The 26,076-nt window shown below is 70.9% G+C and carries 29 protein-coding genes; 19 read left to right on the plus strand and 10 right to left on the minus strand.

Translation table 11 applies throughout. The features are described 5' to 3' along the window. Positions 1-220: 220 nt before the first annotated feature. Positions 221-772: an NUDIX hydrolase gene (locus AB0M43_RS15890; protein WP_363725136.1), complete on the minus strand. Its 552-nt coding sequence runs from the start codon at positions 770-772 to the stop codon at positions 221-223. 125 nt (positions 773-897) lie between these two features. On the opposite strand from AB0M43_RS15890, the gene AB0M43_RS15895 reads away from it, so the two are divergent. Continuing rightward, positions 898-1,362: a hypothetical protein gene (locus tag AB0M43_RS15895; RefSeq protein ID WP_363725138.1), complete on the plus strand. Its 465-nt coding sequence runs from the start codon at positions 898-900 to the stop codon at positions 1,360-1,362. On the opposite strand, the gene AB0M43_RS15900 is transcribed toward AB0M43_RS15895, so the two are convergent. Beyond that, positions 1,330-2,031: a dihydrofolate reductase family protein gene (locus AB0M43_RS15900; RefSeq protein ID WP_363725140.1), complete on the minus strand. Its 702-nt coding sequence runs from the start codon at positions 2,029-2,031 to the stop codon at positions 1,330-1,332. The genes AB0M43_RS15895 and AB0M43_RS15900 overlap by 33 nt on opposite strands. Continuing rightward, a complete protein-coding gene (locus tag AB0M43_RS15905) occupies positions 2,024-2,935 on the minus strand; it encodes a hypothetical protein (protein ID WP_363725142.1) in 912 nt (303 codons plus the stop codon). Before AB0M43_RS15905 ends, AB0M43_RS15900 begins: the two co-directional genes overlap by 8 nt. Before the next feature lie 109 nt (positions 2,936-3,044). Here AB0M43_RS15905 and AB0M43_RS15910 point away from each other — a divergent pair, with 109 nt between their 5' ends. From AB0M43_RS15910 to AB0M43_RS15940, 7 genes are all read left to right on the plus strand, one after another. Continuing rightward, positions 3,045-3,221, plus strand: a complete 177-nt coding sequence (locus AB0M43_RS15910) for a hypothetical protein (protein ID WP_363725144.1) — start codon at positions 3,045-3,047, stop codon at positions 3,219-3,221. Next, positions 3,214-3,531, plus strand: a complete 318-nt coding sequence (locus AB0M43_RS15915; RefSeq protein WP_363725146.1) for a hypothetical protein — start codon at positions 3,214-3,216, stop codon at positions 3,529-3,531. The genes AB0M43_RS15910 and AB0M43_RS15915 overlap by 8 nt, the downstream gene beginning before the upstream one ends. Positions 3,532-3,535: 4 nt before the next feature. Then, a complete protein-coding gene (locus AB0M43_RS15920) occupies positions 3,536-3,700 on the plus strand; it encodes a hypothetical protein (protein ID WP_363725148.1) in 165 nt (54 codons plus the stop codon). Between the two features lie 284 nt (positions 3,701-3,984). Next, entirely contained in the window at positions 3,985-5,025 is a 1,041-nt protein-coding gene (locus tag AB0M43_RS15925; protein WP_363725150.1) for a twin-arginine translocation signal domain-containing protein, read from the plus strand. Continuing rightward, positions 5,022-5,453 carry a lipid II flippase MurJ gene (locus AB0M43_RS15930; protein ID WP_363725152.1) on the plus strand — a complete coding sequence of 144 codons (432 nt, stop codon included), beginning with the start codon at positions 5,022-5,024 and terminating at the stop codon, positions 5,451-5,453. The genes AB0M43_RS15925 and AB0M43_RS15930 overlap by 4 nt, the downstream gene beginning before the upstream one ends. Next, complete coding sequence (locus AB0M43_RS15935) at positions 5,336-6,703, plus strand: lipid II flippase MurJ (RefSeq protein ID WP_363725154.1); 1,368 nt, start codon at positions 5,336-5,338, stop codon at positions 6,701-6,703. The genes AB0M43_RS15930 and AB0M43_RS15935 overlap by 118 nt, the downstream gene beginning before the upstream one ends. A gap of 462 nt (positions 6,704-7,165) precedes the next feature. Then, complete coding sequence (locus AB0M43_RS15940; RefSeq protein ID WP_363725156.1) at positions 7,166-7,669, plus strand: hypothetical protein; 504 nt, start codon at positions 7,166-7,168, stop codon at positions 7,667-7,669. A gap of 227 nt (positions 7,670-7,896) precedes the next feature. Here the strand turns inward: AB0M43_RS15940 and AB0M43_RS15945 are convergent, their stop codons facing one another. The 3 genes from AB0M43_RS15945 to AB0M43_RS15955 all read right to left on the minus strand — a co-directional run bounded on the left by AB0M43_RS15945 (position 7,897) and on the right by AB0M43_RS15955 (position 11,146). Continuing rightward, a complete protein-coding gene (locus AB0M43_RS15945) occupies positions 7,897-8,601 on the minus strand; it encodes a hypothetical protein (protein ID WP_363725157.1) in 705 nt (234 codons plus the stop codon). Positions 8,602-8,773: 172 nt separating this feature from the next. Continuing rightward, positions 8,774-9,457, minus strand: coding sequence for an isochorismatase family cysteine hydrolase (locus AB0M43_RS15950; RefSeq protein WP_363725159.1), 684 nt, complete (start codon positions 9,455-9,457; stop codon positions 8,774-8,776). A 150-nt stretch (positions 9,458-9,607) separates the two neighbouring features. Beyond that, entirely contained in the window at positions 9,608-11,146 is a 1,539-nt protein-coding gene (locus tag AB0M43_RS15955; protein WP_363725161.1) for an MFS transporter, read from the minus strand. 192 nt (positions 11,147-11,338) lie between these two features. On the opposite strand from AB0M43_RS15955, the gene AB0M43_RS15960 reads away from it, so the two are divergent. After that, the gene (locus tag AB0M43_RS15960; RefSeq protein WP_363725163.1) at positions 11,339-12,571 is read left to right on the plus strand and encodes a protein kinase; all 1,233 of its coding nucleotides are present in this window, start codon (positions 11,339-11,341) and stop codon (positions 12,569-12,571) included. Between the two features lie 201 nt (positions 12,572-12,772). Here the strand turns inward: AB0M43_RS15960 and AB0M43_RS15965 are convergent, their stop codons facing one another. Both AB0M43_RS15965 and AB0M43_RS15970 read right to left on the minus strand, forming a co-directional pair. Then, positions 12,773-13,696, minus strand: a complete 924-nt coding sequence (locus AB0M43_RS15965) for a HAMP domain-containing sensor histidine kinase (protein ID WP_363725770.1) — start codon at positions 13,694-13,696, stop codon at positions 12,773-12,775. A 155-nt stretch (positions 13,697-13,851) separates the two neighbouring features. Beyond that, positions 13,852-14,526: a response regulator transcription factor gene (locus AB0M43_RS15970; protein ID WP_363725166.1), complete on the minus strand. Its 675-nt coding sequence runs from the start codon at positions 14,524-14,526 to the stop codon at positions 13,852-13,854. 223 nt (positions 14,527-14,749) lie between these two features. Between AB0M43_RS15970 and AB0M43_RS15975 the strand changes: the two genes are divergently transcribed. Genes AB0M43_RS15975 through AB0M43_RS15985 form a run of 3 tightly spaced genes read left to right on the plus strand, consistent with a single transcriptional unit; the run spans position 14,750 to position 16,048 of the window. Further along, positions 14,750-15,052 (plus strand): YbaB/EbfC family DNA-binding protein, encoded by a 303-nt coding sequence (locus tag AB0M43_RS15975; protein ID WP_363725168.1) that lies wholly within the window; start codon positions 14,750-14,752, stop codon positions 15,050-15,052. Continuing rightward, a complete protein-coding gene (locus AB0M43_RS15980) occupies positions 15,049-15,351 on the plus strand; it encodes a hypothetical protein (RefSeq protein WP_363725170.1) in 303 nt (100 codons plus the stop codon). Before AB0M43_RS15975 ends, AB0M43_RS15980 begins: the two co-directional genes overlap by 4 nt. Continuing rightward, complete coding sequence (locus AB0M43_RS15985) at positions 15,344-16,048, plus strand: hypothetical protein (RefSeq protein WP_363725172.1); 705 nt, start codon at positions 15,344-15,346, stop codon at positions 16,046-16,048. The genes AB0M43_RS15980 and AB0M43_RS15985 overlap by 8 nt, the downstream gene beginning before the upstream one ends. Before the next feature lie 119 nt (positions 16,049-16,167). Here the strand turns inward: AB0M43_RS15985 and AB0M43_RS15990 are convergent, their stop codons facing one another. Together AB0M43_RS15990 and AB0M43_RS15995 are read right to left on the minus strand one after the other, a co-directional pair. Continuing rightward, positions 16,168-16,983, minus strand: a complete 816-nt coding sequence (locus AB0M43_RS15990) for a phospholipid scramblase-related protein (RefSeq protein ID WP_363725174.1) — start codon at positions 16,981-16,983, stop codon at positions 16,168-16,170. Between the two features lie 55 nt (positions 16,984-17,038). Continuing rightward, complete coding sequence (locus AB0M43_RS15995) at positions 17,039-17,572, minus strand: inorganic diphosphatase (protein ID WP_363725176.1); 534 nt, start codon at positions 17,570-17,572, stop codon at positions 17,039-17,041. A 340-nt stretch (positions 17,573-17,912) separates the two neighbouring features. Between AB0M43_RS15995 and AB0M43_RS16000 the strand changes: the two genes are divergently transcribed. From AB0M43_RS16000 to ftsH, 7 genes are all read left to right on the plus strand, one after another. Further along, positions 17,913-19,148, plus strand: a complete 1,236-nt coding sequence (locus AB0M43_RS16000; RefSeq protein ID WP_363725178.1) for a D-alanyl-D-alanine carboxypeptidase — start codon at positions 17,913-17,915, stop codon at positions 19,146-19,148. Further along, positions 19,145-19,750 (plus strand): hypothetical protein, encoded by a 606-nt coding sequence (locus AB0M43_RS16005; RefSeq protein ID WP_363725180.1) that lies wholly within the window; start codon positions 19,145-19,147, stop codon positions 19,748-19,750. The genes AB0M43_RS16000 and AB0M43_RS16005 overlap by 4 nt, the downstream gene beginning before the upstream one ends. 4 nt (positions 19,751-19,754) lie before the next feature. Then, on the plus strand, positions 19,755-20,774 hold the full coding sequence (locus AB0M43_RS16010; protein ID WP_363725182.1) for a zinc-dependent metalloprotease: 1,020 nt from the start codon (positions 19,755-19,757) through the stop codon (positions 20,772-20,774). Further along, positions 20,771-21,709, plus strand: a complete 939-nt coding sequence (gene tilS / locus AB0M43_RS16015) for a tRNA lysidine(34) synthetase TilS (RefSeq protein WP_363725184.1) — start codon at positions 20,771-20,773, stop codon at positions 21,707-21,709. The genes AB0M43_RS16010 and tilS overlap by 4 nt, the downstream gene beginning before the upstream one ends. Before the next feature lie 26 nt (positions 21,710-21,735). Continuing rightward, entirely contained in the window at positions 21,736-22,287 is a 552-nt protein-coding gene (gene hpt, locus AB0M43_RS16020; RefSeq protein ID WP_363725186.1) for a hypoxanthine phosphoribosyltransferase, read from the plus strand. Between the two features lie 40 nt (positions 22,288-22,327). Continuing rightward, positions 22,328-23,689, plus strand: a complete 1,362-nt coding sequence (locus tag AB0M43_RS16025; protein WP_363725188.1) for a hypothetical protein — start codon at positions 22,328-22,330, stop codon at positions 23,687-23,689. Positions 23,690-23,831: 142 nt separating this feature from the next. Then, positions 23,832-25,829, plus strand: coding sequence for an ATP-dependent zinc metalloprotease FtsH (ftsH, locus tag AB0M43_RS16030; protein WP_363725190.1), 1,998 nt, complete (start codon positions 23,832-23,834; stop codon positions 25,827-25,829). Positions 25,830-26,076: the final 247 nt, after the last annotated feature.

A 26,076-nucleotide genomic window follows, 5' to 3' on the forward strand; every position in this document is an offset into this window, starting at 1 on the left:
GTACGCTGCAGGCCCGGTTCCGCTCCCGACGGCACTTCCTCCAACGGTTTCCGGGGCGCTGGCCGCTCGTCGCGCCGACAGGCTCTGGCCTGAGACGACCGGCCGCTCACCCTGCCCAGCGGGCCGGGTTCCCGGGCGACCCGCTGGCCTGCTTGTCGACGGGCCGACGTGGGTGGCGGTTTGCCCGAAGCGGCACCGAGTCTGACGGTGCCCGGGCGGGTCAGCCTCCCGCGCGCAGCGCCACGGCGGCCAGGGCCAGCGCGCCGGCCTCCTTGAACACGTGCACGTTGCCGGCGAACACCTCGGCCAGCAACGCGTCGAGCGGCCGCAACTCGACCTCGGTGGCCTCCAGGTCCCCGGACTCGGGCCGCGCGACCCGCCGCACCCCCCGCGCGAGGTACAGATGGGCGGTGCCCATGCCCCGGTTCGCGCTGTGCGTGAACTCGCCGAGCAGCGTCCACTCCCCACCCGCGAACCCGGTCTCCTCCAGGAGCTCCCGCCGCGCCCCCACCAGCGGATCCTCCCCGTCGTCGAGCCCCCCGCCGGGCAACGAGTACGTGACCGCCCTCGGCCCGTGCCGGTACCCCCGCAGCACGACGACCTCTTCTTCGTCGGTGAGCCCGACGACCATCGTCCCGCTCGGCGCCTCGGCCGTCAGATACCCCTCGACAACGGTCCCGTCGGGCAGCCGGACATCCTCCTCGTACAGGCTCACCCAGCGCCGGTGCCGGAACACGAGCCGCCGCTCCAGTACTTCCCAGTCCTCCACCATCCGCCGATCATGCCCGGCACGGTTCCACCCCGCCGCCCCGCGCGCATCCGGCCGCCGCCCGCGCCGGTGGGTTCATGGCCGTCCGGCCGAGGAAATTGATCGCTATGTGTCTATATCGTGGGGGGATGAGTGACGATCCGGAAATCGACGACTACGGGGAGCCGCAGACCATCCCGCCACCCATGACGGTGGCCGAGATCCTGGCCCGGCAGGAGTCGAGATCCTCCCGGGTGCCGGAGGGCTACCTCGACAGCTACGAGGTCGGCCTCGCCTGGCCGGTCGTCTGGACGATCTGGCCGGTGTTGAACGCCAACCACGTGGGCCGGCAGCAGGTCTCGACGGCACTGACCTCAGGAGAGACCATCAACGTGTACTACGCCGCCGAGGACGTGCAACGGGTCCAGGACGAGATCGCGGCCGGTACCGCGCGGCTCGACCCCGCCTGGCGACGCGACACCGCCGAGGGGCGGGCGGCGTTCCGGGCGTACGAGCGCCGGCAGTCCCTGAAGCGAGCCATCGGCGCCGTGGCCGTGTGCATCCTGCTCCTGGCCGCCTTCCTACTCCTCATCACCGTCCTCTCCCAGACCTGACCCGCGCCAGTTGGACGGATCCTGTCCCGTGAGATACCGGAGCAGCACCACGTCGCCGATCTGCCGCACCTCGGCGAGGGTCATCCTCCGCTTCGGGCTCTGCGGGTAGACGCCGGAGTTCACGAAGTTCGGTGCCGTCGGGTCGCCGATGAAGAACGGCGCGACGACGACGTGGATCTCGTCCGCCAGATCCTGGGTGAGGAACTGGGTGTGCAGCGTGCTGCCGCCCTCGACCATCAGCCGGCGCACGCCCCGCGCCGCCAGGTCCGCCAGAATCGACCGCAGATCCAGCGTCCCGACCACGGTGGCGACGTGCCCGAGCCCCTCACCGTTCACGGTGTACACGATCTTCTCGGTGTCCCCGGCGGTGAAGAAGCCGCTGCCCGGGTCGAGGTCCCCGCTCGCCGAGATGGTCACCTTGACCGGACTGGCCGACAGCCCGTTGGCCACCCGCTCCGCCCGCCGGGCCTCCGACCTGACGAGCAGCCGGGGATTGTCCCGCCGGATCGTGTTCGCGCCGACCAGAATCGCGTCACAGGTGGCCCGCACCTCGTCGACCCTGTCGAAATCCGCGTCGTTGGACAACAGCAACCGCTCGTCGGTGTTGTCGTCGATGTGCCCGTCCACGGACATGGCACAACTCAACAACACATACGGCCGATCAGTCATGCGAGCGCTCCCGGTTCAGTAGGTGTTCCACGAAACGTGCGTAGTCTTCAGCGCTGGTCATCACGCCGAGGGTTGCGAACTCCTCCGCTGACGCCCAATCGTGCAGCGCGGGGTCTCGTCGCTGTGCCTGGTACACCTGGCTCGCAGTCCCTCCGGATGCTGGAAACGGAACGACGACCTTGCCGCTCGCCAGGGCCAGATTCGCCTCATCGAGAGTGCCTTGCGCACCGCCCACTACGAGGATGAGGTCGGCGTTGCGAATGACATTCGGTCGGCCAAAGATGCCGGTCACACCGGTAAGGCTGGGCGGGCGGAAGTGGTCGGCGAGGTAGGTCATGACCTCGATTCCGACCCCGACCGGGCCATGGTTGACGACACAGCGTCGGCGCATGAGCAACACGCTCAGGGCACGCACGGAGGCGTCGATCAGGGACTCGTCCGTGTTTGCCGCACGGCTACCGCAGATCGCAATCAGGGCGGAAGAACTGTCCACGACTGGCGCGGCCCAGGCATTGGCCAGCTCTGACATGTGAACGTCCGCCGGTGCGAGACCCATTAGCACGCGAGCATCATCTGGCATCTGGAGGCCATCGGCGATCCGGTTCAGCACGTCGATGTCGCTCGTCTTCCCTGTCCGGGTGCCGCGAAGCCAGTTCGAGATATCCGAGCGATCGTGTTCGGTGAGTAGTGCGAGCTGTGTCTGGGTGCACTGGGGATGCTGCTCCACATAGTGCCGGAATACTCCGCCGATGTCCCTGCGCGCGAGTGCGAGCCGCACATCGTTGCGACGCCAGAACGTCGACACAACGGTCGCAGGATCAAAGATTCTTCGTCGCGCCACCCGGGTCCGCCCGCCGTGAGATGTGTGATCGAGCGTATCCGACATGTAGCGCAGAATGCTCACCCGTGCGGCGGTTCCGTGGACTGACACCACGGGTTCATTTCCTTTCCTGGGGCAGGTTCCAGAAGCACTCTGAATGCTCGGATTCGTCAGAGCATTCAGGAGGCCAGGCATGTTCCGAGTGATCATGGAGGAGCCGCGGAACCCGTGGCCGGCGCAGGTGACCCGCGTCGTGGATCGGGCGGAACTCTCCGACGCCATGCGCCTGTTCCACGAGTGGCGTTCCGAGAATCCCTACGCGGTCGGCGCGGGCGAGCTGCGGGTGAAGGTCGTCGAGGTCGATGGTTAACGAGATCGGCTACGGCAGCTTCAGCCGCGCCGAGGTCACCTACCTGGTCGAGGGCAACCCGATGTGCTCCGAGCTGCGACTGCTCAGGCTCACGGATGGTGAGGCCGTGCTGGTCGGAGTGATCGTTGATCCTGGTTGCACCTTGTCGCTCTTCCGCCCGGCGGATCCCGGGCTCGCCCCGGACGAGCAGCGGCATCTGCTCCTCAAGGCGCTGGAGGTCTACCACCTCCACCACGGCCGCGACTTCACCGACCTCACCGAATGTCTACTCAACGTATCTGCCCCCTTACGCAACCTCCCGGGAAGGTGACAGGATGGGCAAACCGGAGGCACTACCGAGCTGCGCCAAGTGTGCCGGCAACGGAATGGTGCGCGCTCGCACGGTCGTGACCACCTACGACAAGAACGGCAAGCCGGTGCAGAAGGAGACCACCCGACCGGTCACCTGCCCCGACTGCAAAGGAAAGGGACGACGATGAAGGCGCGTTGTCGAATGACCGCATGCGGTGCCGGAGGACGGAACCTGTTCACCATCGTGCGCGCCGATGCCTGGCTCCAGCGTGGCCTCGTTCCGCGCCGCTGCCCCGGCGGACATGGCTGGCACCTCTACCGGCCCGAGGCGGCCTGACCCTCGCAAACGAACTAGTCCCAGAATGCGCGACGAGTGGGTCAGGATCCGAGACGCGTGCTCCCCAGGCACTGTCAGCTCACGGGCATTCTGCCGTCGCCTGTGGCGGGTGGGCACGACGCGGAAGGTGATTCTGTGGATCGACGCGACTTCCTCGGACGCGCTCTGACCCTGGCGGCCGGCGGCAGTGGCGGGATCGGGGTGCCACTCGTCGACCTGGTGGGGGAGTCCACTCCCCATGTCCCGGCAAGGGTCCGGGCTGATGACGTGGCCGAGGTGGAGGACGCGACCGCCCAGATCGCGTCGTGGGATCTGCAACGGGGCGGACACCTGGCAGCCGACCAGGGGGCCGCACTGCTGCGGTGGTCACTGGAGTTGCGCTCCCGAGCGATCAACGGGGACCTCGTCGGGCGGCTGGACCGGACGATCGCGTACCTGGCCGACCGGACGGCGTGGGCCACCTACGACTCCGGCCGGCACGACCAGGCACGTCGTCAGTTCCAACTCGGCCTGGCCGTGGCCGCCGATGCCCGCGACGTCAACGTCCGGGCGCAACTCTTCTGCGACATGGCGAATCAGGCCGTCTACCTGCGTCAACCCAACGAGGCGCTGCGGATGGCCGACGCCGCCGCAGCCCCTGGTCTCGTTCCTCAGTTGCGGTCGGCGGTGCACGGGGTGATGGCCGAGGCATACGCCGCGATGGGGCGGCAGAAGGGCGCACAGGTCGAGTTGACCCGTGCGGAGGACGCGTTCGCCGGTCCGACCACGGGGACGGCCCCGGTCTGGCTCAACACGTTCCGCACGGAAGCGGGGATGCACCACGCTATCGGGTACGCGGGTTATCTCCTCGCCCGAGCCACAGGCGGCACGGGTACGACCGCCGCGCTCGAACATCTGGGGCACGCGGTGGCCGGCCTCGGGGACGACCGCAGTCGCGCGGCCATGTTCGCGACGCTGCGGATGGCGACCCTGCACCTCGGCCAAGGCGAGGGTGACCCCGGCACCGGTGCTCGCCTGGCCCGAACGGTGCTGCCCCGACTAACCGGTGTCCGCTCCACCCGGATGATCAGTGAGGTCCAGGCACTCCGGTTCGCGCTCGCCCGGCACGAGTCCCGTTCCGAGATGGCCGATCTTGGCCGGGACCTGGACCAGGCCATCGCCCAGTTCGCGTGGTGACCGCCCAGCCCGGGACCGGCGGGACCACCCCCGACGCCGGAGGCATCGCCCGGAAGAGTGCCGGCATGGCCGTCGGCGCGCTGGTGTCCCGGCTCACCGGCTTCGTCCGCACGGCGATCATCGGCGCCGCGATCGGCGCGGGCCTGGTGGGGGACGCGTACGCGACGGCGACCATGCTGCCCGGCATCGTGTACGAGGTGCTCGTCGGCGGCACCATCGCCAGCATCGTCGTGTCGCTGCTCGTGCGGGCGCGCGCCCAGCCCGACGGCGGACGCGCGTACACCGACCGGCTGCTCACCCTGACACGGGCATGTTCGCGCTGCTGGCGGCCCTGTCCACGCTCGCGGCCCCGTGGATCTCCGGGCTGTTGTCCGGCGGGGCCACCCCGGAGGCCGGCCGGCACCTCGTCACCACGTGGTCCTATCTGACGTTGCCGGCGATCCTGCTGTACGGCGTGTTCGCCCTGCTGACCGCCGTCCTCAACGCGCACGACGAGTTCGCGGTGCCGGTGTGGGCGCCGATCGCGAACAACCTCGCACTGATGGGTACCGCCGGCGCGTTCCTCCTGCTCCCCGGCCCGAAGGACCTGACCCCGGAGTCGATCACGTCCGCCCAGGTCGCGGTACTCGGCGGCGGTACCCTCCTGGCGGTCGGCTGTCAGGTCGTGGCGCTGTGGCCGGCCCTGCGGCGGACCGGGTGGCGGTGGCGGGCCAGGTTCGACGTCCGGCGCGCGGAGTTGGCCTCCCTCGGGCGGCTGGCCGGCTGGACGCTGCTCTATCTCGGGGTCAGCCAGGCCGGGGTGCTCGTCGTGCTCAAACTCGCGCGGGTGGCCAGTGACCAGGGCGGCCCGGGTCCCGCGATCTACAACAACGGCTACCTGCTGCTGATGATGGGCTACGGCATCGCGGCACTGCCCATCATCACCGCACTCGTACCCCGCCTCACCCGCGCCGCCACTGACCCGCACCCGTCGGCGGACCAGCGCCACCCCGAGGGCGAGTGGCACTCGGCGAAAGGCCGGAGCCTGGCCGCCGCCGAGCTGTCCCTGGGCGGCCGGTTGATCGCCGTCGTCGCGAGTCCGGTCGCCCTCGCGTTCGTGGTCCTCGGCGTACCCATCGCGGTCACGGTTTTTCAGTGGGGCCGCTACACCCATGACCAGGCGGTCTCCACCGGTACCGTCATCGCGGTCGCGGGAGCGGGCCTGTTGCCGTACGCGATCAGCCAGTTGCAGACGTTCGCGTTCTTCGCGCTCGCCGACCTGCGCACCCCGGCGCTGCTGAACATCCCTGTGACCCTGGTGCGCGTGGCCTCGGCGCTGCTGGTGGTCCACGTCGTCCCCGTGCGCTGGATCGCCGCCGGCCTCATGGCCAGCAACGCGCTCTCCTACCTCGCGGCCGCGATCTGCGGCGCCGTACTCCTCCGCCGCCGCCTCGGGCCAGCGCCGACCGCGCACGTCCGAACCACCGTGCTGCGCCTGCTGATCCCGATCGCTGTGGCGGCCGGCCTGAGCGCTGCCGTCGTGGTCACGCTGCCGGGTGACAAACTCTCGGCGGGAGCGGCCCTGCTCCTGAGCGGAACGGTGCTGGTCGCGGCCTACGTCGGCGGCTGTTTTCTGATGCGCGTGGAGGACGTCCGGCGACTCGCCGCGTATGTCCGCGCGAGGATCACCAGGGCGTGAACATCGTGCGGACCCTCGCGGAGCACCCCGCCGAACCCGGCCGGCCGATCAACCCGGGGTCCACCGGACAGAACCTAGTCCCCGCCGCCTCCGCCACCACCACCGCCGGAGTCCCCGCTCGGGCTCATGTCCGAACTGCTCACGGTGCCGTGGTCGTGGATCCACACGCCGCTCGTGCCGTTGACCCCCGGATTCCGCCCGCCGCCGGTGCGGGAACGTGCGCGGGGCGCGGACCGGTGCGGCCGTCCGGTGGCGAGCGCTCGGGCCTCGGCGAGCCTGACCGGATCGGGACGGCGCCGGCCCCGTGACCGCAGCAGAAGGAGGACAACCACCAGGAGAGCGACCCCACCTGCCGCGACAAACCATCCGATGTGTACTCCGCCCATGCCGCGATGGTAGCTCCGGACCGCAATGGGCGGATCGCTTGCGATGCACCTGTGTGACGGGCAAGATTTGACTCCTATGAGTACCTGGATGACTCGTGGTCCGATTCCGGAATCTCCGTTGGAGGTGCTTTTCCCGGGGGTCGCGCAGGATGATGTGGGCAGGCTGCGGCTCGCAGCGGATGCCCTCGACGCGGCGCGGCCCGCAGCCGACGCGCCGGACTGGCATTGGTTGGAAGATCACGCGGTTTTTCCAGGCCCCGACGGGGTCGGAGTACCAGTCATTCTCTATACCGCCGTCACTCTTGAGAGCCGCCTCAGCGACTGGACGGAACTCGAACTCGATGTCTGCTGGACGCGCTCGGGGCAGCTGGCGGTGACCGCGCAACTCGGCGTCGGCTGTTGGTGCCCGATCGATCACAGCGTTCACCACGTCGAACAGCACGTGCTGCTCGTCGATGACACCCGCTCTTTGGCCGACACGTTCGAACAAGCCGTGGCACAGGTCATCGTGTGGACCGCCGGGCCAGCCGATCCGTCGATATGGCGGGAGCGCGCGGGACTGCCCTCCCCGGCGCGGTGAGCGCTCGGTCCGAGCGTGCGAAAGACCGCACGAGCCGGAGCGCGGCCTCCACGCGGGGCAGTGGTCGAGGACGCTCCCAGGCGCAGAGTGCTCCTCGCCGGGTTCGCGCTGATCGCGGCGCTGGTTCGGCGTCCAGCGCTGGGCCGCTCGCAGATCAGACCCGTGGCGCGAGGATCCGCAGCACGAACGAGCCTGCACCCGAAACGTGAATGCCGACCCAGTCGGCCTCAGTCATCGGCCGTGCTGGTAGATCGATCTTTGGGGTGTCGCAATCCAGCGGGAACTCGATCATCGGCGAGATGCCGATTGGGGGTCGGCAGGTGCAGGTCCTCGATCCGGACCACGTAACGGTGCCAACCCGACTCCATGTGAAACCGTGCCAACCTGAGTTCGATCGGGGCCCCTGGGTGGCCACGGTCCCGCCGTGCCCGGCCCCGGAACCATACGTCTGAGATGCCCTGTGGGAGGACAAGGTCATCGACGGGCTCGGTTTTCCCTTCATCATCAGGATCTGACAGCCGGTAGAAGTAGTGTTCTTCTTTGTGGCTGCGCCCGAAGAGGAAGAGGTGCCACTCATCGGCCGGTTGGGCCAGGAGCTTGTTGATGTTCTCCCGGGCCCAGTCTGCCGCGAGCATCTCATTGCACACCTGCGCGAGCTGGTTCAAGAGCAAAGAAATTGACCCGCTCTCGGTATGGCGCAGTCCAGCCTTTTTCGCTCGTGCCCTTTGTGTCAACAGTCTTGCGGCCGGGGGCGAGGTGACCTCGACGATGCCGCGGCCCTTCTGGCCGTCAGGGTAAACCCAAGAGCCGTCGGGCATTCTGTCGCCAGCGCCGGCATCCGCGAGCTTGATGTCGATCCGAAGCACCTGCTCCATGGCCAGAAACGCGATCTCCTCCTCGTGAGTCGCCGTCGCCCCGGCCGCGTTGCTCATGGTTCTCAGAGTAGTCGGGTCGAGAGTAGAGCGGGCACGTGAACCGGCTCCCGGCATGAGCCGATCGAACGATAACTCAGCGCCACCGCACACTTTCTCGGCTTGAATGATCGACCGCAAGGCCGCTGTCAGGGCGCAGGGACCTCACAAGGCTCGCCGGAGCCCGAGTCGTCTACGGTGCCGGGGCGGTGAGCATGGCGAGGAGGGCGGCGGTGGGGCGTACGTCGCCGAAGGAGCGGTAGACCGTGTGGAGCGTGGCGTTGTGCTCCTCGTCGCGCCGGGCGGCGTTGGCGTCGGCCACCATGACGACCCGGTATCCGAGCGTGCTGGCGTCGCGCGCCGAGGATTCGCAGCACACGTTCGTGACGGTGCCCGTGATCAGTACCGTGTCGATGCCGCGTGTCTCCAGCTGGGACGGGAGCGGGCAGCGGCCGGGGAAGAAGGCGCTGGCGGCCGTCTTCTCCACGAGGATGTCGCCGGTGTGGACCTCGAACTCCTCCCACAGGCGACCCGCGAGCGGTCCCTCGCCGCCGCTGCGCCGGAACAGTTCGGCGATGTCGGGGCCGAGGAACTCGTCGGTCACGGCGGAGGGTTCGCCCGCGCCGGGCAGGACCCACGCGACGGTGCCGCCCGCGTCGCGCAGGGTGTCGGCGAGCTGGCCGATGTTGGGCACGATGCCCCGGCAGTACTCGTTCTCGGCGACGAAGAAGGGGACCATGTCGATCACGATGAGCGCCGTGCGGCGGGGCTCGATGGTCGTGAACGCGTGTCGTCTGCCGCGCCGCTGCTCGTGGCGGGCGTACTCCCTGTCCTCGATCCGCCAGAGGTGGACCTTCGCCTGGGCTTCCGATGACAAGGCTTCCCCGATTCCGGACGGACTGATGCTGGCAGAGGGGGCCGCCACGGCTCGGAAGCCCTTCAGACCCGGTCACGTCCCACCGTAACCAACTGATGAAGTTGATCGTGGGTTGTGCCCGACTTCGGTGGCCGGGCACAAGCCAGGGCCTCAGCCGACCGGTGCCCCCACCGTCCCGGCTCCCTCCCCGGCCACCTTCCGCCGGATCACCACGATCGTCACCACCAACGCGACCACGGCCAGCACGGCCGCGAGCTGGAACGCCGACGAGATGCCGTGGGCGAGCACATGGCTGGAGAACGGCTTCGGCAGCTGCTGGGTCTGCTGGAACGCCGCCAGCTGCTCGGGGGTCGCCGAGGCCAGGAACTGTTTGACCTGGACGGCGGCCTCGTTGCGACTGGCCGTGCCGAAGACCGTGACCAGCACCGACAGGCCGAGTGAGCCGCCGACCATCTGGGTCGCGTTCAGCAGGCCGGACGCCGCGCCCGAGTCCCGGTTGGAGACGCGGGACAGGGCGACGATCGTGACGGGTACGAAGATGAAGCCCATGCCCAGGCCGAAGATGCACATGGGGATGAGCAGCCCGGTGACGTACCCGCTGGACTCGTTGATCCGGGACAGCCAGATCAGGCCGCCCGCCGCCAGGGTGCCGCCGATCATCATCAGGATCTTGGGGCCGGTCCTGGGAAGGATCTGGGACGCGAGCTGGGCGGTGATCCCGATGGCCAGGGTCACGGGCAGGAAGGCGAAGCCGGCGCGCAGGGGCGTGTAGCCGAGCACGTTCTGCACGAACAGGGTCAGGAAGAAGAACATCCCGAACATGGCGGCGCCGGTGATCAGCATGACCACGTAGCTGCCGGACCGGTCGCGGTCGGCGAACAGGTGCAGTGGGGTGATCGGCTGCTGGCTGCGGCGTTCGATCATGATGAACGCGGCCAGCAGGACCACCGCCGCCCCGAACGAGGCCAGGGTGCCCACATTGCTCCAGCCCTTGTCGGCGGCGCGGATGAACCCGTAGACGAGCAGGCTCATGCCGGCCGTGGACGTGATGGCCCCGGTGATGTCGAACCGGCCGGGGTGCCGCTCGGACTCCTTGATGAACCTGGGCGTGAGCAGCGCCAGCGCGATGCCGATCGGGACGTTCACGAACAGCGTCCAGCGCCACGACAGCCAGGAGGTGAGCATGCCGCCGGCCATCAGGCCGATCGCGGCGCCGGCTCCGGAGACGGCGGCGAACACGCCGAAGGCCCGGTTGCGTTCGGGGCCCTCCTCGAAGTTCGTCGTGACCAGGGCCAGGGCCGTCGGGGAGGCGATCGCCCCGCCGATGCCCTGCAACGCCCGGGCCAGCAGCAGCCACTCCGAGGACTGGGCGAGCCCGCCGAGCAGGGAGGCCACGGTGAACAGCAGGATCCCGAAGATGAAGACCCGCCGCCGGCCCAGGATGTCGCCGGCCCGGCCGCCGAGCAGGAGCAACCCGCCGAACGTCAGGGTGTACGCGTTGAGCACCCACGACAGTCCCGTCGAGGAGAAGCCGAGCGCGTCCTGGATCTGGGGTAGCGCGATGTTCACGATCGTCGCGTCCAGCACGATCATCAGCTGCGCGGAGGTGATCACCGCGAGCGCGAGTCCCGGGTGCCGCCCGGGCTGGGTGTGGCCGCCGCCCACCGTGGCCTGTCGTTCAGTCGCCATCGCTGACACCTGATCTCTGGATGAGGGGTGACGAATGGGTACCCCAGTGATCGTAGTCGCGCGGGTCACGGCGCGGACTCGCTCCGTCACCTCGGCCCGGTTTTGCCCGTTGAGTACGTAACGCGCACTCCGAGAGGCAACATGGGTGATCTTGAGTTCGAAACGCGCGTCCAGAGCTCGGGACGGCGGACCATGATCGGTCAGTACGAGATCATCGGGAAGCTCGGCGCTGGCGGCATGGGCACGGTGCACATGGGCCGGGCCCCGGACGGGCGGATCGTCGCCGTCAAGGTGATCCACCCGAGGCTCGCCGACGACGAGCAGTTCCTGGAACGCTTCCGCCGGGAGGCCGCGCTGGCCCGGCGGGTCGCGGCGTTCTGCACCGCACCCGTGATCGACTTCGGCGAGGACGATCAGGGGTTGTACCTGGTCACGGAGTACGTGGACGGCATCCCGCTGTCCCGTGCCGTCGCCGAACGCGGACCGCTGCCCAGCTCCTCCGTCCAGGGCGTCGCCGTCGGGGTGGCCGCCGCGCTCACCGCGATCCACGCCGCCGGACTGATCCACCGCGACCTCAAACCGGGCAACGTCATCCTGTCCCTCTGCGGGCCCCGGGTGATCGACTTCGGGGTGGCCCGGGCCGTCGACGGCTCCTCCGACCTCACCCGGACCGGGATGATGGTCGGCAGCCCCGGCTGGATGGCCCCCGAGCAGGCCCGGGGCGGGCCGGTCACCCAGGCGGCCGACATCTTCGGCTGGGGCTGCCTGGTGGCGTTCGCGGCGACTGGGCGGCACCCGTTCGGCGAGGGGGACTCGGTGACCCGGGTGCTCCAGATCCTGCACGAGCCGCCGGACCTGTCCGGGCTGCCCGACAACCTGTACCCGCACGTGGCCCGCGCCGTGTCCAAGCGCCCCGAGGACCGGCCGACCGCGCGCGCCCTGTTGTCCCAGCTCAGCGGGGCGGAGGGCGATATCGCGTCGCTCGTGCAGCTCCCGGGTCTGAAACTGGCCCCCACGGAGACCCGGAAGCGGCGGAAGTGGCCGGTCATGGTCGCCCTCGCCACCGGGCTGGGGGCGGCGGCGCTCGCGGCCGGCGTGGCGTACCCGAGCCTGCTGGGCGCGCCGATCGATCCCGTCGATCCGGCCCCGGCGACGGCGGTTCCGACGGCGGAGGTCAGGCAGACCGAGGCACGGCCGGTGCTGCCGGCAGCCGGGAAGACGGCCAGCCCGACGATCACGGTCGCACCGCCGAGCACCGAGCCCACGGCCGCAGCGTCTCCGTCGCCGAGTCCGCGCGCCACGGTCGTGCCGTCGTCCGCCGCTCCCAGCCCGCCGCAGCAGACCGTCCCGCCGACCACCGCCCCGCCGGCGACCGGGTCGGAGGCCACACCGGCCACCGCGTCCGACACGCGCCCCACTCCGTGAGGACACCCGGCAACCGGGTCCGGAGGCCACGCCACCGCGTCCGGCACACAGCCCGCCCCGTGCGGACCATCGGGGCCCGGCCGGCTCCTCGTCACAGCTGACGGGACGGCAGGCGGGCTGGCCTGCCCGCCGGGCCGCCGGGCACCACGCGCCGGGTTCCGGACCCGCCAGGTGCCCGGCGGCCCTCCGGTCGGTCCCGGTTCAGGCCGGCAGGGTGAACTGGATCCGGCAGCCCGGATCCGTCCCGACGACCGCGATCGTCCCGCCGTGCAGGTGCACGACCCAGCGGGCGATCGCGAGTCCGAGCCCGGTGCCGCCGTCCGCGACCGCCCCGATGGCCCGCTCGCCCCGGATGAACCGTTCGAAGACCTGTTCGCGCTGGTCGACGGGGATGCCGGGTCCTTCGTCGGTGACTTCGAACAGCACGGCGCCCCCCGTGCGCCGTGCTGAGATCGTGACCCGCCCGTCCGCCGGACCGTGCTGGTAGGCGTTGGCGAGCAGATTGGCGACGACCTGGTGCAGCCGTTCCCGGTCAGCGGTGACGACCAGGTCCTCGGGGGCGTCCACCACGGCCGCGCTCAGGGCCGCGGCCTCCGCCAGGAAGGGCTTCGCGGGAAACGACACCCGGTTGAGGGGTACGGCGCCCGCCTCCAACCGAGACAGGTCCAACAGTTCGGTGACGAGCCGGCCGAGCCGTTCGGTCTGGGCGAGCGCCGCCTGGAGGGTGGAGGGGTCGGAGACGCCGTCGACGACGTTCTCCAGTACCCCCTGAAGGGCTGTGATCGGGGTGCGCAGCTCGTGGGAGACGTTCGCGATGATCTCCCTGCGCTGCCGGTCGGCCGCCGCCAGGTCCCGGGCCATCTGGTTGAACGCGCGGGCCAGCTCGCCCACCTCGTCCCGGGACGTGGCCCGGACCCGCTGCTTGTAGTCGCCCCGGGCCATGGAGCGCGCGGCGGCCGTCATCTGCCGGAGCGGGGAGGTCATGCCGTGCGCGATGACCTGGGTGACGCCGAGGGCCAGGAGCAGCGCGGCGCTCAGCGTGTACCGCATCGGCCACTTGACCCCGAAGTAGAACACCATCGCCGCCGCCCCGATCGAGGCGGCGACCAGGATGCCGATCTTCATCTTGATCGAGTGCACCGGGTCCAGCGGCCGGGGCACGACCAGCCGGAGCCAGTCGGCGGCCCACTGGGCGGCGGCCCGGCGCCGGGTCAGCGGATACTCCCCGGACCGGTAGCCGGTGGCGTCCCCGGGCGGCCCCGGAAGGCCCGGGCCGGTGGTCACCGGGGGATCTCCAGGGCGTACCCGACGCCGTGCACGGTGCGGATCAGCTCCGCCCCGATCTTGCGCCGCAGGCTCTTGATGTGGCTGTCCACGGTCCGGCTCGCGAACGCGTCCGACCAGCCCCACACCGTCGACAGCAGCTGCTCCCGGCTGTGCACCGCCCTCGGCCGGGACGCCAGGCTGCTGAGCAGGTCGAACTCTGTCGGGGTCAGGTGCACCTCGGACTCCTCCAGGAACACCCGGCGCTCCGCCGCGTTGATCCGCAGCGGCCCGAGCTGCCGGGGCACCACGGTGCTGGCGGCCCGGTCGACCCGCCGGAGGAGTACGGCGACCCGCGCGGCCAGTTCCCGCATGCTGAACGGCTTGGTCAGGTAGTCGTCCGCGCCCACCCCGAGCCCGATCAGCATGTCCGTCTCGTCGCCCCGGGCGGTGACCATGAGCACGGGCACCGGCCGCTCCGCCTGGATCCGCCGGCACACCTCCAGCCCGTCGAACCCGGGCAGCATGACGTCGAGCACGACGATGTCCGGCGGGTACGCGGCCGCCGCCGACACCGCCGACGGCCCGTCCGCCGCGATGTCGACCAGGTAGCCCTCGCCCCGCAGCCGGGCCGCGACGGACTGGGCGATGGTCGGCTCGTCCTCGACGACCAGGACACGACGTTGGTTCACGGGACTGACCGTAGTACCTCCGTGTGGAGAAGTTGTGGACCACTCCTGGAGGCTGTCGGCCAGCTCATGCCCCCGGCGGACACCTCCGGGTCCCAGTGGCCCCACCCGCCCCACGGGCACCCCGGAGTCGCGCACCGGACATGTCTCCACCTTTCCCTTCCCAAGGAGATCATTCATCGGTAATGTCCGATGGCAAATGTTCGCCATCCAAAAGGGACGATCGATGCCCCAGGAGTACGACACGGCCTGGACCGACGAGGCTGTCGCGCGCTATGAGCGCATCGAGGCCCGCCAGGCGGCGTACGAGCGCGCGGTCCGGGCCGTCGAGGTGATCGTCCGCTCCTCCGACGGGAGTGTCGAGGTCACCGTCTCGGCGGACGGCGAGATCCGCGCCGTGACCCTGGAGGGCGTGAGCCGCGCCGACATCCTGGAGACCCTGCGCTCGGCGGGCGAGGCGGCGACCTGGGCCCGGGAGAAGGTCCGCGCGCAGGAGCTGGGCGAGTACCCGCCCCTGGTGCCCCGATGACCCCCGACCAGTTGGCCACGGCGCTCGTCGCCACATTCGACCTGGACGTCGGTGCGGGCAACGGCCCCGGCGCCGGGGCGCACCCCGGTCCCGCGGACCCGTTGTCCCCGGCCGACTTCGGCGGCGGTGCCCCCGGCGGCCTCGGCGAGCTGGGCCGGGCCGTGCACGCCCAGTGGGCCGCCGCCCTGGCCGCCCGCGCCGCGGAGGACACCGGACAACGGGCCCGGCTGGCCGCGACGGCCGAGGGCCTGCGCGCGGCCACGGACCGCTACTCGACCACGGACACCCTCGATGGCTGACCTCCTCCAACCCGCGACCCGGCTTTCCGTGCCGGAGGTGGCGCACGGCGGCCGGGCCCTCGGTTCGGGCCGGCACCGGATGGACCGCCGGCAGTCCGCCGTTCTCGACCGGCTCCTCGTCTCCGGCCGCGACCTCCTGACCAGGGTCGACCGCGTGCTCACCGACGGGGGCGCCCCCGCCGACCACCCGGTGCTGCCCCTGATCACCCGCTGGCGGGTGCTGCCCGGCGGCGCGCTGGAGTTCGCCGCCGCGCTCCGGCCGCCCCTGACCGCGCCGCCCGTCCCCGCCGCGCTGCCGGACGCCCCGGTGGAGTGGGCCGGCCCGGCGTCGGCCGTGTTCGGGGCGCACTGGGCGGGGCTGCGCGCGCACCAGGAGACGCTGGTGACCAGGGCGGAGGCGACGGCGGAGTACGCGACGCAGGTCTCCGACTGGATGTTCGCGCTCCGGTCGGACATGGCCGACGCGGTGGCCGCCGCGCTCGGGTCGGCCGAGGCGGTCGCGATCCGCACCGCGTTGCCGGACGGCTTCGTGGCCCCCGAGGTGGTCCGGGCGGCCGCCGATCTGGGGCACCTGGTGCTGGCCGTGGTGACCCCGTTCGACCCGGCGGCGTGGACGGCCAGCCTGTCCGAGTCGCCCTACCTCCCGGCCGACCGGCCACCGTCAGCCCCCGGCCGGGGCTTCACGATCAACACCTGACCAACCAAAACTCCGACGGGTACGCCCCGGCGCAGTCCCGCCGGGTGCCGCACGGGTCGACCGTCGGCGAGACCTGTCCACGCCGACCGGCCGCCCGCGCGGCGTACCCGGAAAGGGGTCTAGCGGTCGTCCTGCTTGAGGGCCGTGTCCACGGTGAGCGCCGAGGCCACCACCATGCTGAGCAGCGGGTCCTGGAGCGGCCGGTGGATCTGCACGACGTAGTTGTCGGCCGTGGTGAAGGCGGTGCGGAGCAGGCCCTCCCAGGTCTTGGTGATCCGGGCGATCTCCTGGCCGGTGTGGTCGACGATCGAGAAGTTCCAGGCGCGCCAGTTCTCGGCGCGGATCTCGCCGACCTGCTGCCCGTTGGACATCAGCGCGAACCGGATCTTGCCGATCATGTTCTGCTGGATGATCTCGCCGACCTGCTGGCCGTCGCCGCGCTGCACGATGACCCGGGACTTCATGATCTTCGCGGGGCGGGTGAGCAGGAGGTGCACCTGGCCGGAGTTGTCGCGGACCTCGAGCTTGTGGGTGAAGAACTGGTCGTAGTTGCCGAGGAACCGGACGACCTTCTTCAGGGTGCTCTGGCCGACCTGCACGACCATGCCGAGCTGGCGGCCCTGCTGGTCGAACACCGAGTACTCGTTGTTGACCTCGATCAGCTTCGTCTTCTGGTTGACGACGAGCACGGGCTCGGTGAACAGCGAGCCGCCGCCCTGCTGGGTGGGCACGACTCCGGCGCCCTGCTGGACCTGCTGCGCGATCCTGGCCGGGTTGTGCTGCCCGTCGACGGACAGTTCCCAGTCCAGGGGCTTCGCCGGGGCGCCGCCGCTCTGGCCCTGGGTGTGCTCGGTCCACTTCTGGCCGTCCCACCAACGCTGGGCTGTGGTGCCGGACGGATCGGGGTACCAGCCGGGAGGGGTTGGGGTAGTCATGGCGGCAAGGGTAACGGCCCGCCTCAAGTGTCGAGGCGGGCCGTTGACCGGATGCTTACGGGTGCTCGAGCGGGGTCGCGTTCGGGGCGACCGGCACCTCGTGGCCGCCGGAGTCGGCGAGCCGCTTGCGGGACGCCTCGACCTCGGCCTCGGCCTCGACCCGGCCGACCCAGCTCGCGCCCTCGACGCTCTTGCCGGGCTCCAGGTCCTTGTAGACCTCGAAGAAGTGCTGGATCTCGAGCTTGTCGAAGACCGGCAGGTGGTTGATGTCGCGGAGGTGCTCCTGGCGCGGGTCGTTGGCCGGCACGCACAGGACCTTGTCGTCCCCGCCCTTCTCGTCGGTCATGCGGAACATGCCGATGGCGCGGCAGCGGATCAGGCAGCCGGGGAAGGTGGGCTCGGGGAGCAGGACCAGCGCGTCCAGCGGGTCGCCGTCCTCGCCCAAAGTACCCTCGATGAAGCCGTAGTCGGCCGGGTACTGGGTGGACGTGAACAGGGTACGGTCGAGGCGGATGCGACCGGTGGCGTGGTCAACTTCGTACTTGTTCCGGTGACCCTTGGGGATTTCGATCGTTACCTCGAACTCCACGCCATCTCCCTTGTCGCGCATCGCTGATTATCCAATCTAGTCTCGTGTAAGGCTGGGCGTACGCAGAAAGTGGGGGCTCATGGGGAGGCATAGCACACAAGCGACGGGCTCGGAGCCACCCGTGTCCGGGGCACGCTACGATGCGCGGCCCCCGACGGGGACAGTGTACGGCTCATCACAGTCCGTCGCGCCCGTGCTTGCGGTAAACCCGCCCACAGTGGAACAAAAATCCGGCAAAGGTAAATGGATCGCCGCATTTGCGACAGTCCTCCTGATCAGTGCCGGAGCGGGGACGGCGGTCGCACTCCGGCCGTGGTCGCCCAGGGCCTCGGTCGCGTTCATGCCCGGCCTCGCCAACGAGCCGTCGCCCGCCCCGGTCCTCGAGGCCGCCGCGCGGGCCGGCCAGCCGCTGACCCCCGACGCCGTGGCCAGGGTCCTCGCGACCGCCCTCGCCGACCCCCGGCTCGGCCCCAAGGTCACCGCCGTGGTGCTCGACCTGGAGACCGGCGAGAAGGTCTACGACAAGGGCGGCGACACCCCCGCCGTGCCCGCCTCGACGATCAAACTGTCCACGGCCGCCGCCGCCCTGACCGCCCGGGGCGCGGACTACCGGATCGAGACCAAGGTCGTCGCCGGAGCCCAGCCCGGCGAGATCGTGCTGGTCGGCGGCGGCGACGTCACCCTGTCCCTGGACGGCGCGGGCGCCTACCCGGGCGCGGCCAAGCTCTCCGACCTCGCCAACCAGGTGAAGACGGCCCTGGTCGGCCAGGCACTGACCAAGGTGACCGTGGACAACTCCGCGTTCGCCGGCCCGGGGACCGCCCCCGGCTGGGCCCCCGCCGACATCGGCTCCTGGGTCAACACCGTGGTCCCGGTGGCCGTCGACGGCGGCCGGTTCGAGGCGAAGGACCCGGCCGGCGAGGGTTCGAAGCGGCAGCCCGACCCCTCGATCGCGGCGGGCGGTGCCCTCGCGAAGCTGGTCGGCGGGACCGTTCCGGTGGCCCTGGGCAAGGCCGACCCCGGAGCCCGCGAGTACGGCAAGGTGCTGTCCCCGACCATCGGCCGGCTCGTGGAGATCGCGCTGCTCCGCAGTGACAACGTGCTCGCCGAGGCCCTCGCCCGGCAGGTCGCGCTGGCCAAGGGCAAGCCGGGGTCCTTCGAGGGCGCGATGGCGGGCATCCAGGAGACGGTCACCGGACTGGGGCTCACCCCGCCCGCCGGCCAGGTCGACGGCTCCGGGATGTCGGGCAGGAACCAGGTCTCCGCCGGGTACCTGGGCAGCCTGCTCACCCGGGCCGCCAAGCCGGACCACCCCGAGCTGCGGTACCTGTTCACCGGCCTGCCCGTGGCCGGCTTCTCCGGCGGCCTCGACCCGCGCTACCCGCCGACGGCCGACGGCGCCGGGGCGGTCCGGGCCAAGACCGGCACGCTCACCGGGGTCGACGCGCTCGCCGGGCTGGTCACCACCAAGGGCGGCCGCACCGTGGTCCTCGTCGTGCTGTGCGACGCCTCGCCGGGGCTCGACGGGGCGCGGGCGGCGATCGACAAGGCCGCGGGCCAGCTGGCGAAGCTGTGACCCTGCCGGAGGACGCGGCCGGCCGGGCCGGGTCGGTCCCGGGCGGCGCCGCAGCCGCCGGCGGGGAGACACTCCTGGCCGACATCCGACGGCTACTGCGGGAGCGGGCCGTCTTCGTCGGCGAGGGGTTCCTGCACCTGAGGGCCTGGTGGCGCGACCCCGAGATCCTGGGCGCGCTCGGCCCGGCCCTCGCGGCGCTGCACGACGCCCGGCCGCCCGCCGCCGAGGCACCCGGAGGGGTCCGGCCCACCGTCATCGCCGGCAACCAGTCCTCGGGCTACATGCTCGGACCGCTCGTCGCCGCGTACCTGGGAATCGGGTTCGTCGCTCTGCGCAAGGCACCCGGCGAGCTGGTCTCGGCCCTGGACACCGCCCCGATCAGCCGCTGGGAGGTGCTGGCCCTGGACGCCGAGGCGCTCGGCCCCGCCGACCGGGTGCTGCTCGTGGACGACCTGGTGGAGACCGGCACCCAGGCCCGGGCGGCCCGGGTGCTCGTCGAGCGGGCGGGCGCCACCTGGCTGGGCGTGTCGGCGGTGACCGCGTACGAGGAATATCCCGAACTCGGCGTCCGTGCCCTGATCCGCTGGGAGGAGCTACGTTAGTTCCATGACGCAGTTCGTGGACTGGGAGCTGGCTGCCTCGACCGCCGCGACACTCGGCGGTTCCGGGCCCAAGGTGACGTACGCGGTGGCGGCGGAGACAGTCTCCGAGCTGCGCAGGTTGACCGACGAGGCGGCGGAGCACGTCGCCGGGTACACCGGGCTGCACCCGATCGGGGAGCTGCCGCCGGTGCGGGTCGTGGACCGGGCCGACTGGGCGGCGGTGAACATCGAGGGCCTGAAGAACCTGTTCGGCACCCTGACGCCCCGGCTCACCGACCAGCAGCCCGGGTTCCTGACCGGCGTGATCGGCGCGAAGGTCACGGGCGCGCAGGCCGGCACCGTCCTGGCGTACCTGTCGTCGAAGGTCCTCGGCCAGTACGAGGTCTTCTCCGGCGCCCCCGGCGAGCTGCTGCTCATCGCGCCGAACATCACCGAGGTCCAGCAGAAGCTCGACGTGGACCCGCGCGACTTCCGGCTGTGGGTGTGCCTGCACGAGGTGACCCACCGGACCCAGTTCACGGCCGTCCCGTGGCTGCGCGAGCACTTCCTCGCGGAGATCCACGCGTTCGCCGACGCCTCCCAGCTGGACGGGGAGGCGTTCTCCGAGCGGGCCCGCCGGGCGTTCCAGGCGCTCTCCGACGACAAGACCAGCATCCTCGACGTCATGCAGAGCCCCGCGCAGAAGGTGGTCGTCGCCCGGCTCACGGCGCTGATGACCCTGCTGGAGGGGCACGCGGAGTTCGTGATGGACGGCGTCGGGCCGGAGGTGGTGCCCAGCGTGGAGCAGATCCGCGCGAAGTTCACCCAGCGCCGGTCCGGGGGCAACCCGATGGAGCGCTTCATCCGCCGGCTGCTCGGCGTGGACGTGAAGATGCGCCAGTACGAGGAGGGCCGCCAGTTCGTGGCCGCCGTCGTCGACCAGGTCGGCATGGCCGGCTTCAACCGGATCTTCACCTCCCCGGAGACCCTGCCCCGGGTCGAGGAGCTGTCCGATCCGGCGGCGTGGGTCGCCCGGGTCTCGTGACCGGTCCGCCGCCGGCCGTCGCCGCCGTGCGGGTCGCCGTCCGCCGGGCCCTGCCGTCCGCCGGGCTGGTGCTGATCGCGTGCTCCGGCGGGGCCGATTCCCTCGCGCTCGCCGCCGCCCTCGCCTTCGAGGGCCCGCGCGCTGGACTCCGGATCGGCCTGGTCACGGTCGACCACCAGCTCCAGGAGGGCTCCGGCCCCCGGGCGGCGGCGCTGGCGGCCTGGGCGTCGAAATCCTTTGATCCGGTACTGGTGGAGACGGTCACCGTCCACGCCGGGGCCGGCCCGGAGGACGCCGCCCGCACGGCCCGCTACGGGGCGCTGTCCCGGGTCGCCGCCGAGACCGGGGCCGCCGCCGTGCTCCTCGGCCACACCCGCGACGACCAGGCCGAGACGGTCCTGCTCGCCCTGGCCCGGGGCTCCGGCCCGCGCGGCATCTCCGGCATGCCCGCCCGGCGCGGCGTGTACGCCAGGCCCCTGCTCGACCTGCCCCGGGCCGTGGTCCGGGCCGCCTGCGCGGGGCTGGACCTCGAACCGTGGGAGGACCCGCACAACACCGACGCGCGGTACGCCCGGTCCCGGGTCCGCGAGCTCGTCGACACCCTGGGCGAGAAGGTCGTGGCGAACCTGGCGAACACCGCCGCCCTGGTCGCGGCCGACTGCGCCGAGCTGGACGCGCAGGCCGGGCGCTTCCCGCTCGGCCCGTCGCTGGCCGTCGAGGACCTGGCGGGACTCGGCCCGGCCCTGCGCAGCCGGGTGCTCCGGCGCTGGGCGCTGTCCCTGGGCGTCCCCGGCGGCGCGCTCACCCGCCGGCATCTCGACGCGCTGGACGCCCTGGTCACGGCATGGAAGGGCCAGGGCCCGACCCAGCTGCCGGGCGGTCTGCCCGTATCGCGGCGGGCCGGGCGGATCGTGGCGACCCCGGTGGGGGAGTGACCTCGGTCATCCGGCAGGCTAACCACATGGGCTGGTACGCCGACGATATCGAACGCATCATCGTCTCCGAGGAACAGATCAAAGAGCGCACGAAGGAGCTGGCCGAAGAGGTCGCTGCTGACTACGCGGGCCGGGACGGCGTGCTTCTCGTCGGCGTGCTGAAGGGCGCGGTCATGTTCATGGCCGACTTCGCCCGCGCGTTCCCGCTCCCGACCGAGCTGGAGTTCATGGCCGTCTCCTCCTACGGCCAGGCCGCGACCTCCTCCGGGGTGGTCCGGATCCTCAAGGACCTCGACCGCGACATCGCGGACAAGCACGTGATCGTGTGCGAGGACATCGTCGACTCGGGGCTGACCCTGTCGTGGCTGCTGCGGTACCTGGCGAGCCGGGGCGCGGCGTCCATCGAGGTCGTGGCGTTCCTCCGCAAGCCCGACGCCGTGAAGGTGGACGTGCCGGTGAAGTACGTCGGCTTCGACATCCCGAACGAGTTCGTCGTCGGCTACGGGCTGGACTACGCCGAGCGGTACCGGGAGCTCCCGTTTGTCGGAGTTCTCAAACCTGAGGTTTATTCCCGCTAGATCCCTTAATGTATGACCTACCTCAAGCTTGGGGGTAGGCATGCTGAAAACGCACTATCTTGTGTTCTGTCTGCTTCTCACGTGCGGCGCCGCCCCCGCGTCGGCGGACCCGGGCGGCGCTGTCGCGCTCCGGTACTCCACCACCGTCGCGGGCGGCCTCGCCACCGCCTCCCCCGCCGAGCCGCTCGCGCTCGCCCAGGGCGCCACGGTCCGCTACGCCCGGCTGTACTGGTCCGCCGAGGTCCAGATCGGCACCGTCGCGATCACGGCGCCCGGCAGACCGGGAACCTCCGTGACCGGCGAGCTGGCCGCGTACCCGGGCGGCCACCAGGGCGCCGCCGACGTGACCGCACTCGTCCGCCAGGCCGGCCCCGGCACGTACCGGGTCGCCGCCCCGCGCTGGACCCTCCTCGTCGTCTACGCCGCCGCCGGCGAACCGCTGCGCGCCGTGACCCTGGCCGACGGGCTGGCCCAGACCGCCGAACTGCCGCTGCGCACCGGCCGGGCCCAGGTCGGCTGGATCGGCTACGGCACGCCCGCCGGCACCGTCGACGGCCGGCCCGTGGCCACCGGGGACGCGTTCGACCTGACCGGGGACACCCTGTTGCGGCTGTCCGGCGAGGGCTGGGTGGGCGCGGTGTACGCCGCCGTGGCCGTCACGCTGCCCGAGGTCACCGTCGCCGTCACCGCCGAGGCCGAACGGCTGGAGATCGCCGGCGAGCCGGTCGTACCGGGCGCGAGGATCACCTACACGTACACCGTCTCGGCCGCGCCCATCTCCCGGGTCGCCAACGTCTGGCTGGTCGCCGCCGTCCCGGCGCACACCACGGTGCTCGACAATTCCGGCGAACAACGCAATGGCCAGATCTGGGTACCGATCGGGGCGATGGCTCCCGGAACCACCACGACCGCGACCCTGAGCGTGCGGGCCGAGGTCGCCTCGGGCGGCGAGACCCTGCGCCCGACCGCGACCGTTTTGTACGCTCCGGACTATCTGCCCAGTCTGACGCGCACCGCCACGGGCCGCGCGCCGGCGTTGCGGATTACGCCAGCGGCGAACCTGAAGATCATGAGCGCGCTCGCGGTGACCGACGCCTGGCGGTACACCCTGACGGTCACCAACGACGGGCCGTCCACCGCCGAGGCCGTCGTCCTGCGGGACACGGTGCCGACCTTCCTCGGTACCCCCGAACCGCTGTTTGGCTGCACTTTCTCGGGGCACCTTCTCAGTTGCGCGCTCGGCGACCTGCCGACCGGCGCCAGCGTCCAGCGGGTGGTCACCCTGCGGCCGGAGGGTCAGCGGCCCCCGGGGGACCGGGCGCCCAACGCCGCGAGCGTGGGTTCCTCGACCCTGGATCCCGACCCGGGGGACAATGTCCGAGTGACCGCGATCACACACTAGCCGGCTAGCCACTCCGTGTTGATGGCTGGCACGGTGTACCGTCAAATATCCGGAGTGAGGTCCGGGATCGCACCTTCGTGTCTGGTGCGGGGATGGCTGGTCCGAGGATCGGGAGGTCCGGGCGCACTGCGCTCGTATAAGCATGGAAAGAACTCGAATCTTCAAAAGAACCTGGTTCTGGGTCATCCTCGTGGTTCTGGGCGCGATCCTGCTGACGGGCATCTTCTCGAGTAGTGGTGACTACAAGAAGATCAAGTCGTCGGAGGCTTCCGCCCTGCTTGCCGACGGGTCCAACATCAAGAGGGTCCTGATCAAGGACAAGGAACAGACCCTCCAGTTCGAGCTGAAGACGCCGACGTCCTTCGACAAGGTCGAGAAGACCACGAAGGTCGAGTCGCAGTACCCGGCCGGCGGCAACGTCTCGAAGGATCTCTACGACCGGCTCAACGCGCTGGCCGCCGACAAGAAGATCGAGCAGTACAACACGGACGTCGCCCAGGACAGCACGCTCGGCAGCATCCTGCTCAGCCTGCTCCCGCTCGCGCTCGTCGTGCTGCTGCTCCTGTTCTTCATGAGCCAGATGCAGGGCGGCGGTTCGCGGGTCCTGAACTTCGGCAAGTCCAAGGCCAAGTTGATCTCCAAGGACACCCCGAAGACCACCTTCGCGGACGTGGCCGGAGCCGACGAGGCCGTGGAGGAGCTCCACGAGATCAAGGACTTCCTGCAGAACCCCGCGAAGTACCAGGCCCTGGGCGCCAAGATCCCGAAGGGCGTCCTGCTGTACGGGCCGCCCGGAACCGGTAAGACCCTGCTGGCCCGTGCCGTGGCCGGCGAGGCGTCCGTGCCGTTCTACACGATCTCCGGTTCCGACTTCGTCGAGATGTTCGTCGGCGTTGGCGCGTCCCGGGTCCGCGACCTGTTCGAGCAGGCCAAGCAGAACGCCCCGGCCATCGTCTTCGTCGACGAGATCGACGCCGTGGGCCGGCACCGTGGCGCGGGCCTCGGCGGCGGGCACGACGAGCGCGAGCAGACGCTCAACCAGCTCCTGGTCGAGATGGACGGCTTCGACGCCAAGGGTGGCGTGATCCTGATCGCGGCCACCAACCGGCCCGACATCCTCGACCCGGCCCTGCTCCGTCCGGGCCGCTTCGACCGGCAGATCGCCGTGGACCGCCCCGACATGGAGGGCCGCCGCGCCATCCTGCGGGTGCACGCCAAGGGCAAGCCGTTCACGCCGGACGTGGACCTCGACACCATCGCGCGCCGGACCCCGGGCTTCACGGGTGCCGACCTCGCGAACGTGATCAACGAGGCCGCCCTGCTCACCGCCCGGGTGAACAAGAAGGCCATCAGCGACGCCGAGCTCGAGGAGTCGATCGACCGCGTCGTCGCCGGCCCCGAGCGGCGCGGCCGGGTGATGAGCGACAAGGAGAAGCTGGTCACCGCGTACCACGAGGGTGGACACGCCCTGGTCGCCTGGGCCCTGCCGAACACCGCCCCGGTGCACAAGCTGACGATCCTGCCGCGTGGCCGCTCCCTGGGCCACACGCTGATCCTGCCGGTCGAGGACAAGTACACCCAGACCCGGTCCGAGATGATCGACACCCTGGCGTACGCGCTGGGTGGCCGCGCCGCCGAGGAGCTCGTCTACCACGAGCCCACCACCGGCGCGGGCAACGACATCGAGAAGGCGACCGCCCTGGCGCGGTCGATGGTCACCGAGTTCGGGATGAGCTCGAAGCTGGGCGCCGTCAAGTACGGCACCTCCGGCGACGAGCCGTTCCTCGGCCGCACGATGGGCCACACCCGGGACTACTCCGACTCCGTCGCCGCCGACATCGACGCCGAGGTCCGGGGCCTGATCGAGCTCGCGCACGACGAGGCGTGGGAGATCCTCGCCGAGTACCGCGACGTGCTCGACAACATGGTCCTGGAGCTGATGGAGAAGGAAACCCTCACCACCCAGGACATGGCCCGGATCTGTGCCCGGGTCGTCAAGCGCCCGCCGATGGCCCCGTTCAACGGCTTCGGCAAGCGCACCCCGTCGGACAAGCCCCCGGTCTCCGTCCCGCCCAAGGACGAGGTGCCGGTGGCCGTGCCCGGGATCGACATCGCTCCGGTCGAGGAGCAGTCCCACTGAGCGGGGACCAGGCGTCCAGCTCGACTGCCGGCTCGCAGCCCTCGGCAACCGCCGAGGGCACGGGGCCGGCAGTCGGCGTCCCGGCCGCCGACAGCTCCGCCGCCCAGGGTTCCGCTGAGACGTCCGGCACCGCCGCCTCCGCTCCGGGTGGTGCGCATGCCTCCGTAGACGCCGGCTCTGCTTCCGGGGACGCCTCCGTTCCGGGTGCCGCCACGGCTGCCGGTGCCGCGGGTTCGGGCGCGGCGTC

Origin of the sequence: Longispora sp. NPDC051575, assembly GCF_040681875.1 — a bacterium.
Classification (GTDB): domain Bacteria; phylum Actinomycetota; class Actinomycetes; order Mycobacteriales; family Micromonosporaceae; genus Longispora.

Coding starts and splice junctions, on each gene's coding strand:
- AB0M43_RS15890 (WP_363725136.1), bottom strand. CDS start 772: ATGGTGGAGGACTGGGAAGTACTGGAGCGGCGGCTCGTGTTCCGGCAC.
- AB0M43_RS15895 (WP_363725138.1), top strand. CDS start 898: ATGAGTGACGATCCGGAAATCGACGACTACGGGGAGCCGCAGACCATC.
- AB0M43_RS15900 (WP_363725140.1), bottom strand. CDS start 2,031: ATGACTGATCGGCCGTATGTGTTGTTGAGTTGTGCCATGTCCGTGGAC.
- AB0M43_RS15910 (WP_363725144.1), top strand. CDS start 3,045: ATGTTCCGAGTGATCATGGAGGAGCCGCGGAACCCGTGGCCGGCGCAG.
- AB0M43_RS15915 (WP_363725146.1), top strand. CDS start 3,214: ATGGTTAACGAGATCGGCTACGGCAGCTTCAGCCGCGCCGAGGTCACC.
- AB0M43_RS15920 (WP_363725148.1), top strand. CDS start 3,536: ATGGGCAAACCGGAGGCACTACCGAGCTGCGCCAAGTGTGCCGGCAAC.
- AB0M43_RS15935 (WP_363725154.1), top strand. CDS start 5,336: ATGTTCGCGCTGCTGGCGGCCCTGTCCACGCTCGCGGCCCCGTGGATC.
- AB0M43_RS15940 (WP_363725156.1), top strand. CDS start 7,166: ATGAGTACCTGGATGACTCGTGGTCCGATTCCGGAATCTCCGTTGGAG.
- AB0M43_RS15945 (WP_363725157.1), bottom strand. CDS start 8,601: ATGAGCAACGCGGCCGGGGCGACGGCGACTCACGAGGAGGAGATCGCG.
- AB0M43_RS15955 (WP_363725161.1), bottom strand. CDS start 11,146: ATGGCGACTGAACGACAGGCCACGGTGGGCGGCGGCCACACCCAGCCC.
- AB0M43_RS15960 (WP_363725163.1), top strand. CDS start 11,339: ATGATCGGTCAGTACGAGATCATCGGGAAGCTCGGCGCTGGCGGCATG.
- AB0M43_RS15965 (WP_363725770.1), bottom strand. CDS start 13,696: ATGAAGATCGGCATCCTGGTCGCCGCCTCGATCGGGGCGGCGGCGATG.
- AB0M43_RS15975 (WP_363725168.1), top strand. CDS start 14,750: ATGCCCCAGGAGTACGACACGGCCTGGACCGACGAGGCTGTCGCGCGC.
- AB0M43_RS15980 (WP_363725170.1), top strand. CDS start 15,049: ATGACCCCCGACCAGTTGGCCACGGCGCTCGTCGCCACATTCGACCTG.
- AB0M43_RS15985 (WP_363725172.1), top strand. CDS start 15,344: ATGGCTGACCTCCTCCAACCCGCGACCCGGCTTTCCGTGCCGGAGGTG.
- AB0M43_RS15990 (WP_363725174.1), bottom strand. CDS start 16,983: ATGACTACCCCAACCCCTCCCGGCTGGTACCCCGATCCGTCCGGCACC.
- AB0M43_RS16000 (WP_363725178.1), top strand. CDS start 17,913: ATGCCCGGCCTCGCCAACGAGCCGTCGCCCGCCCCGGTCCTCGAGGCC.
- AB0M43_RS16010 (WP_363725182.1), top strand. CDS start 19,755: ATGACGCAGTTCGTGGACTGGGAGCTGGCTGCCTCGACCGCCGCGACA.
- hpt (WP_363725186.1), top strand. CDS start 21,736: ATGGGCTGGTACGCCGACGATATCGAACGCATCATCGTCTCCGAGGAA.
- AB0M43_RS16025 (WP_363725188.1), top strand. CDS start 22,328: ATGCTGAAAACGCACTATCTTGTGTTCTGTCTGCTTCTCACGTGCGGC.
- ftsH (WP_363725190.1), top strand. CDS start 23,832: ATGGAAAGAACTCGAATCTTCAAAAGAACCTGGTTCTGGGTCATCCTC.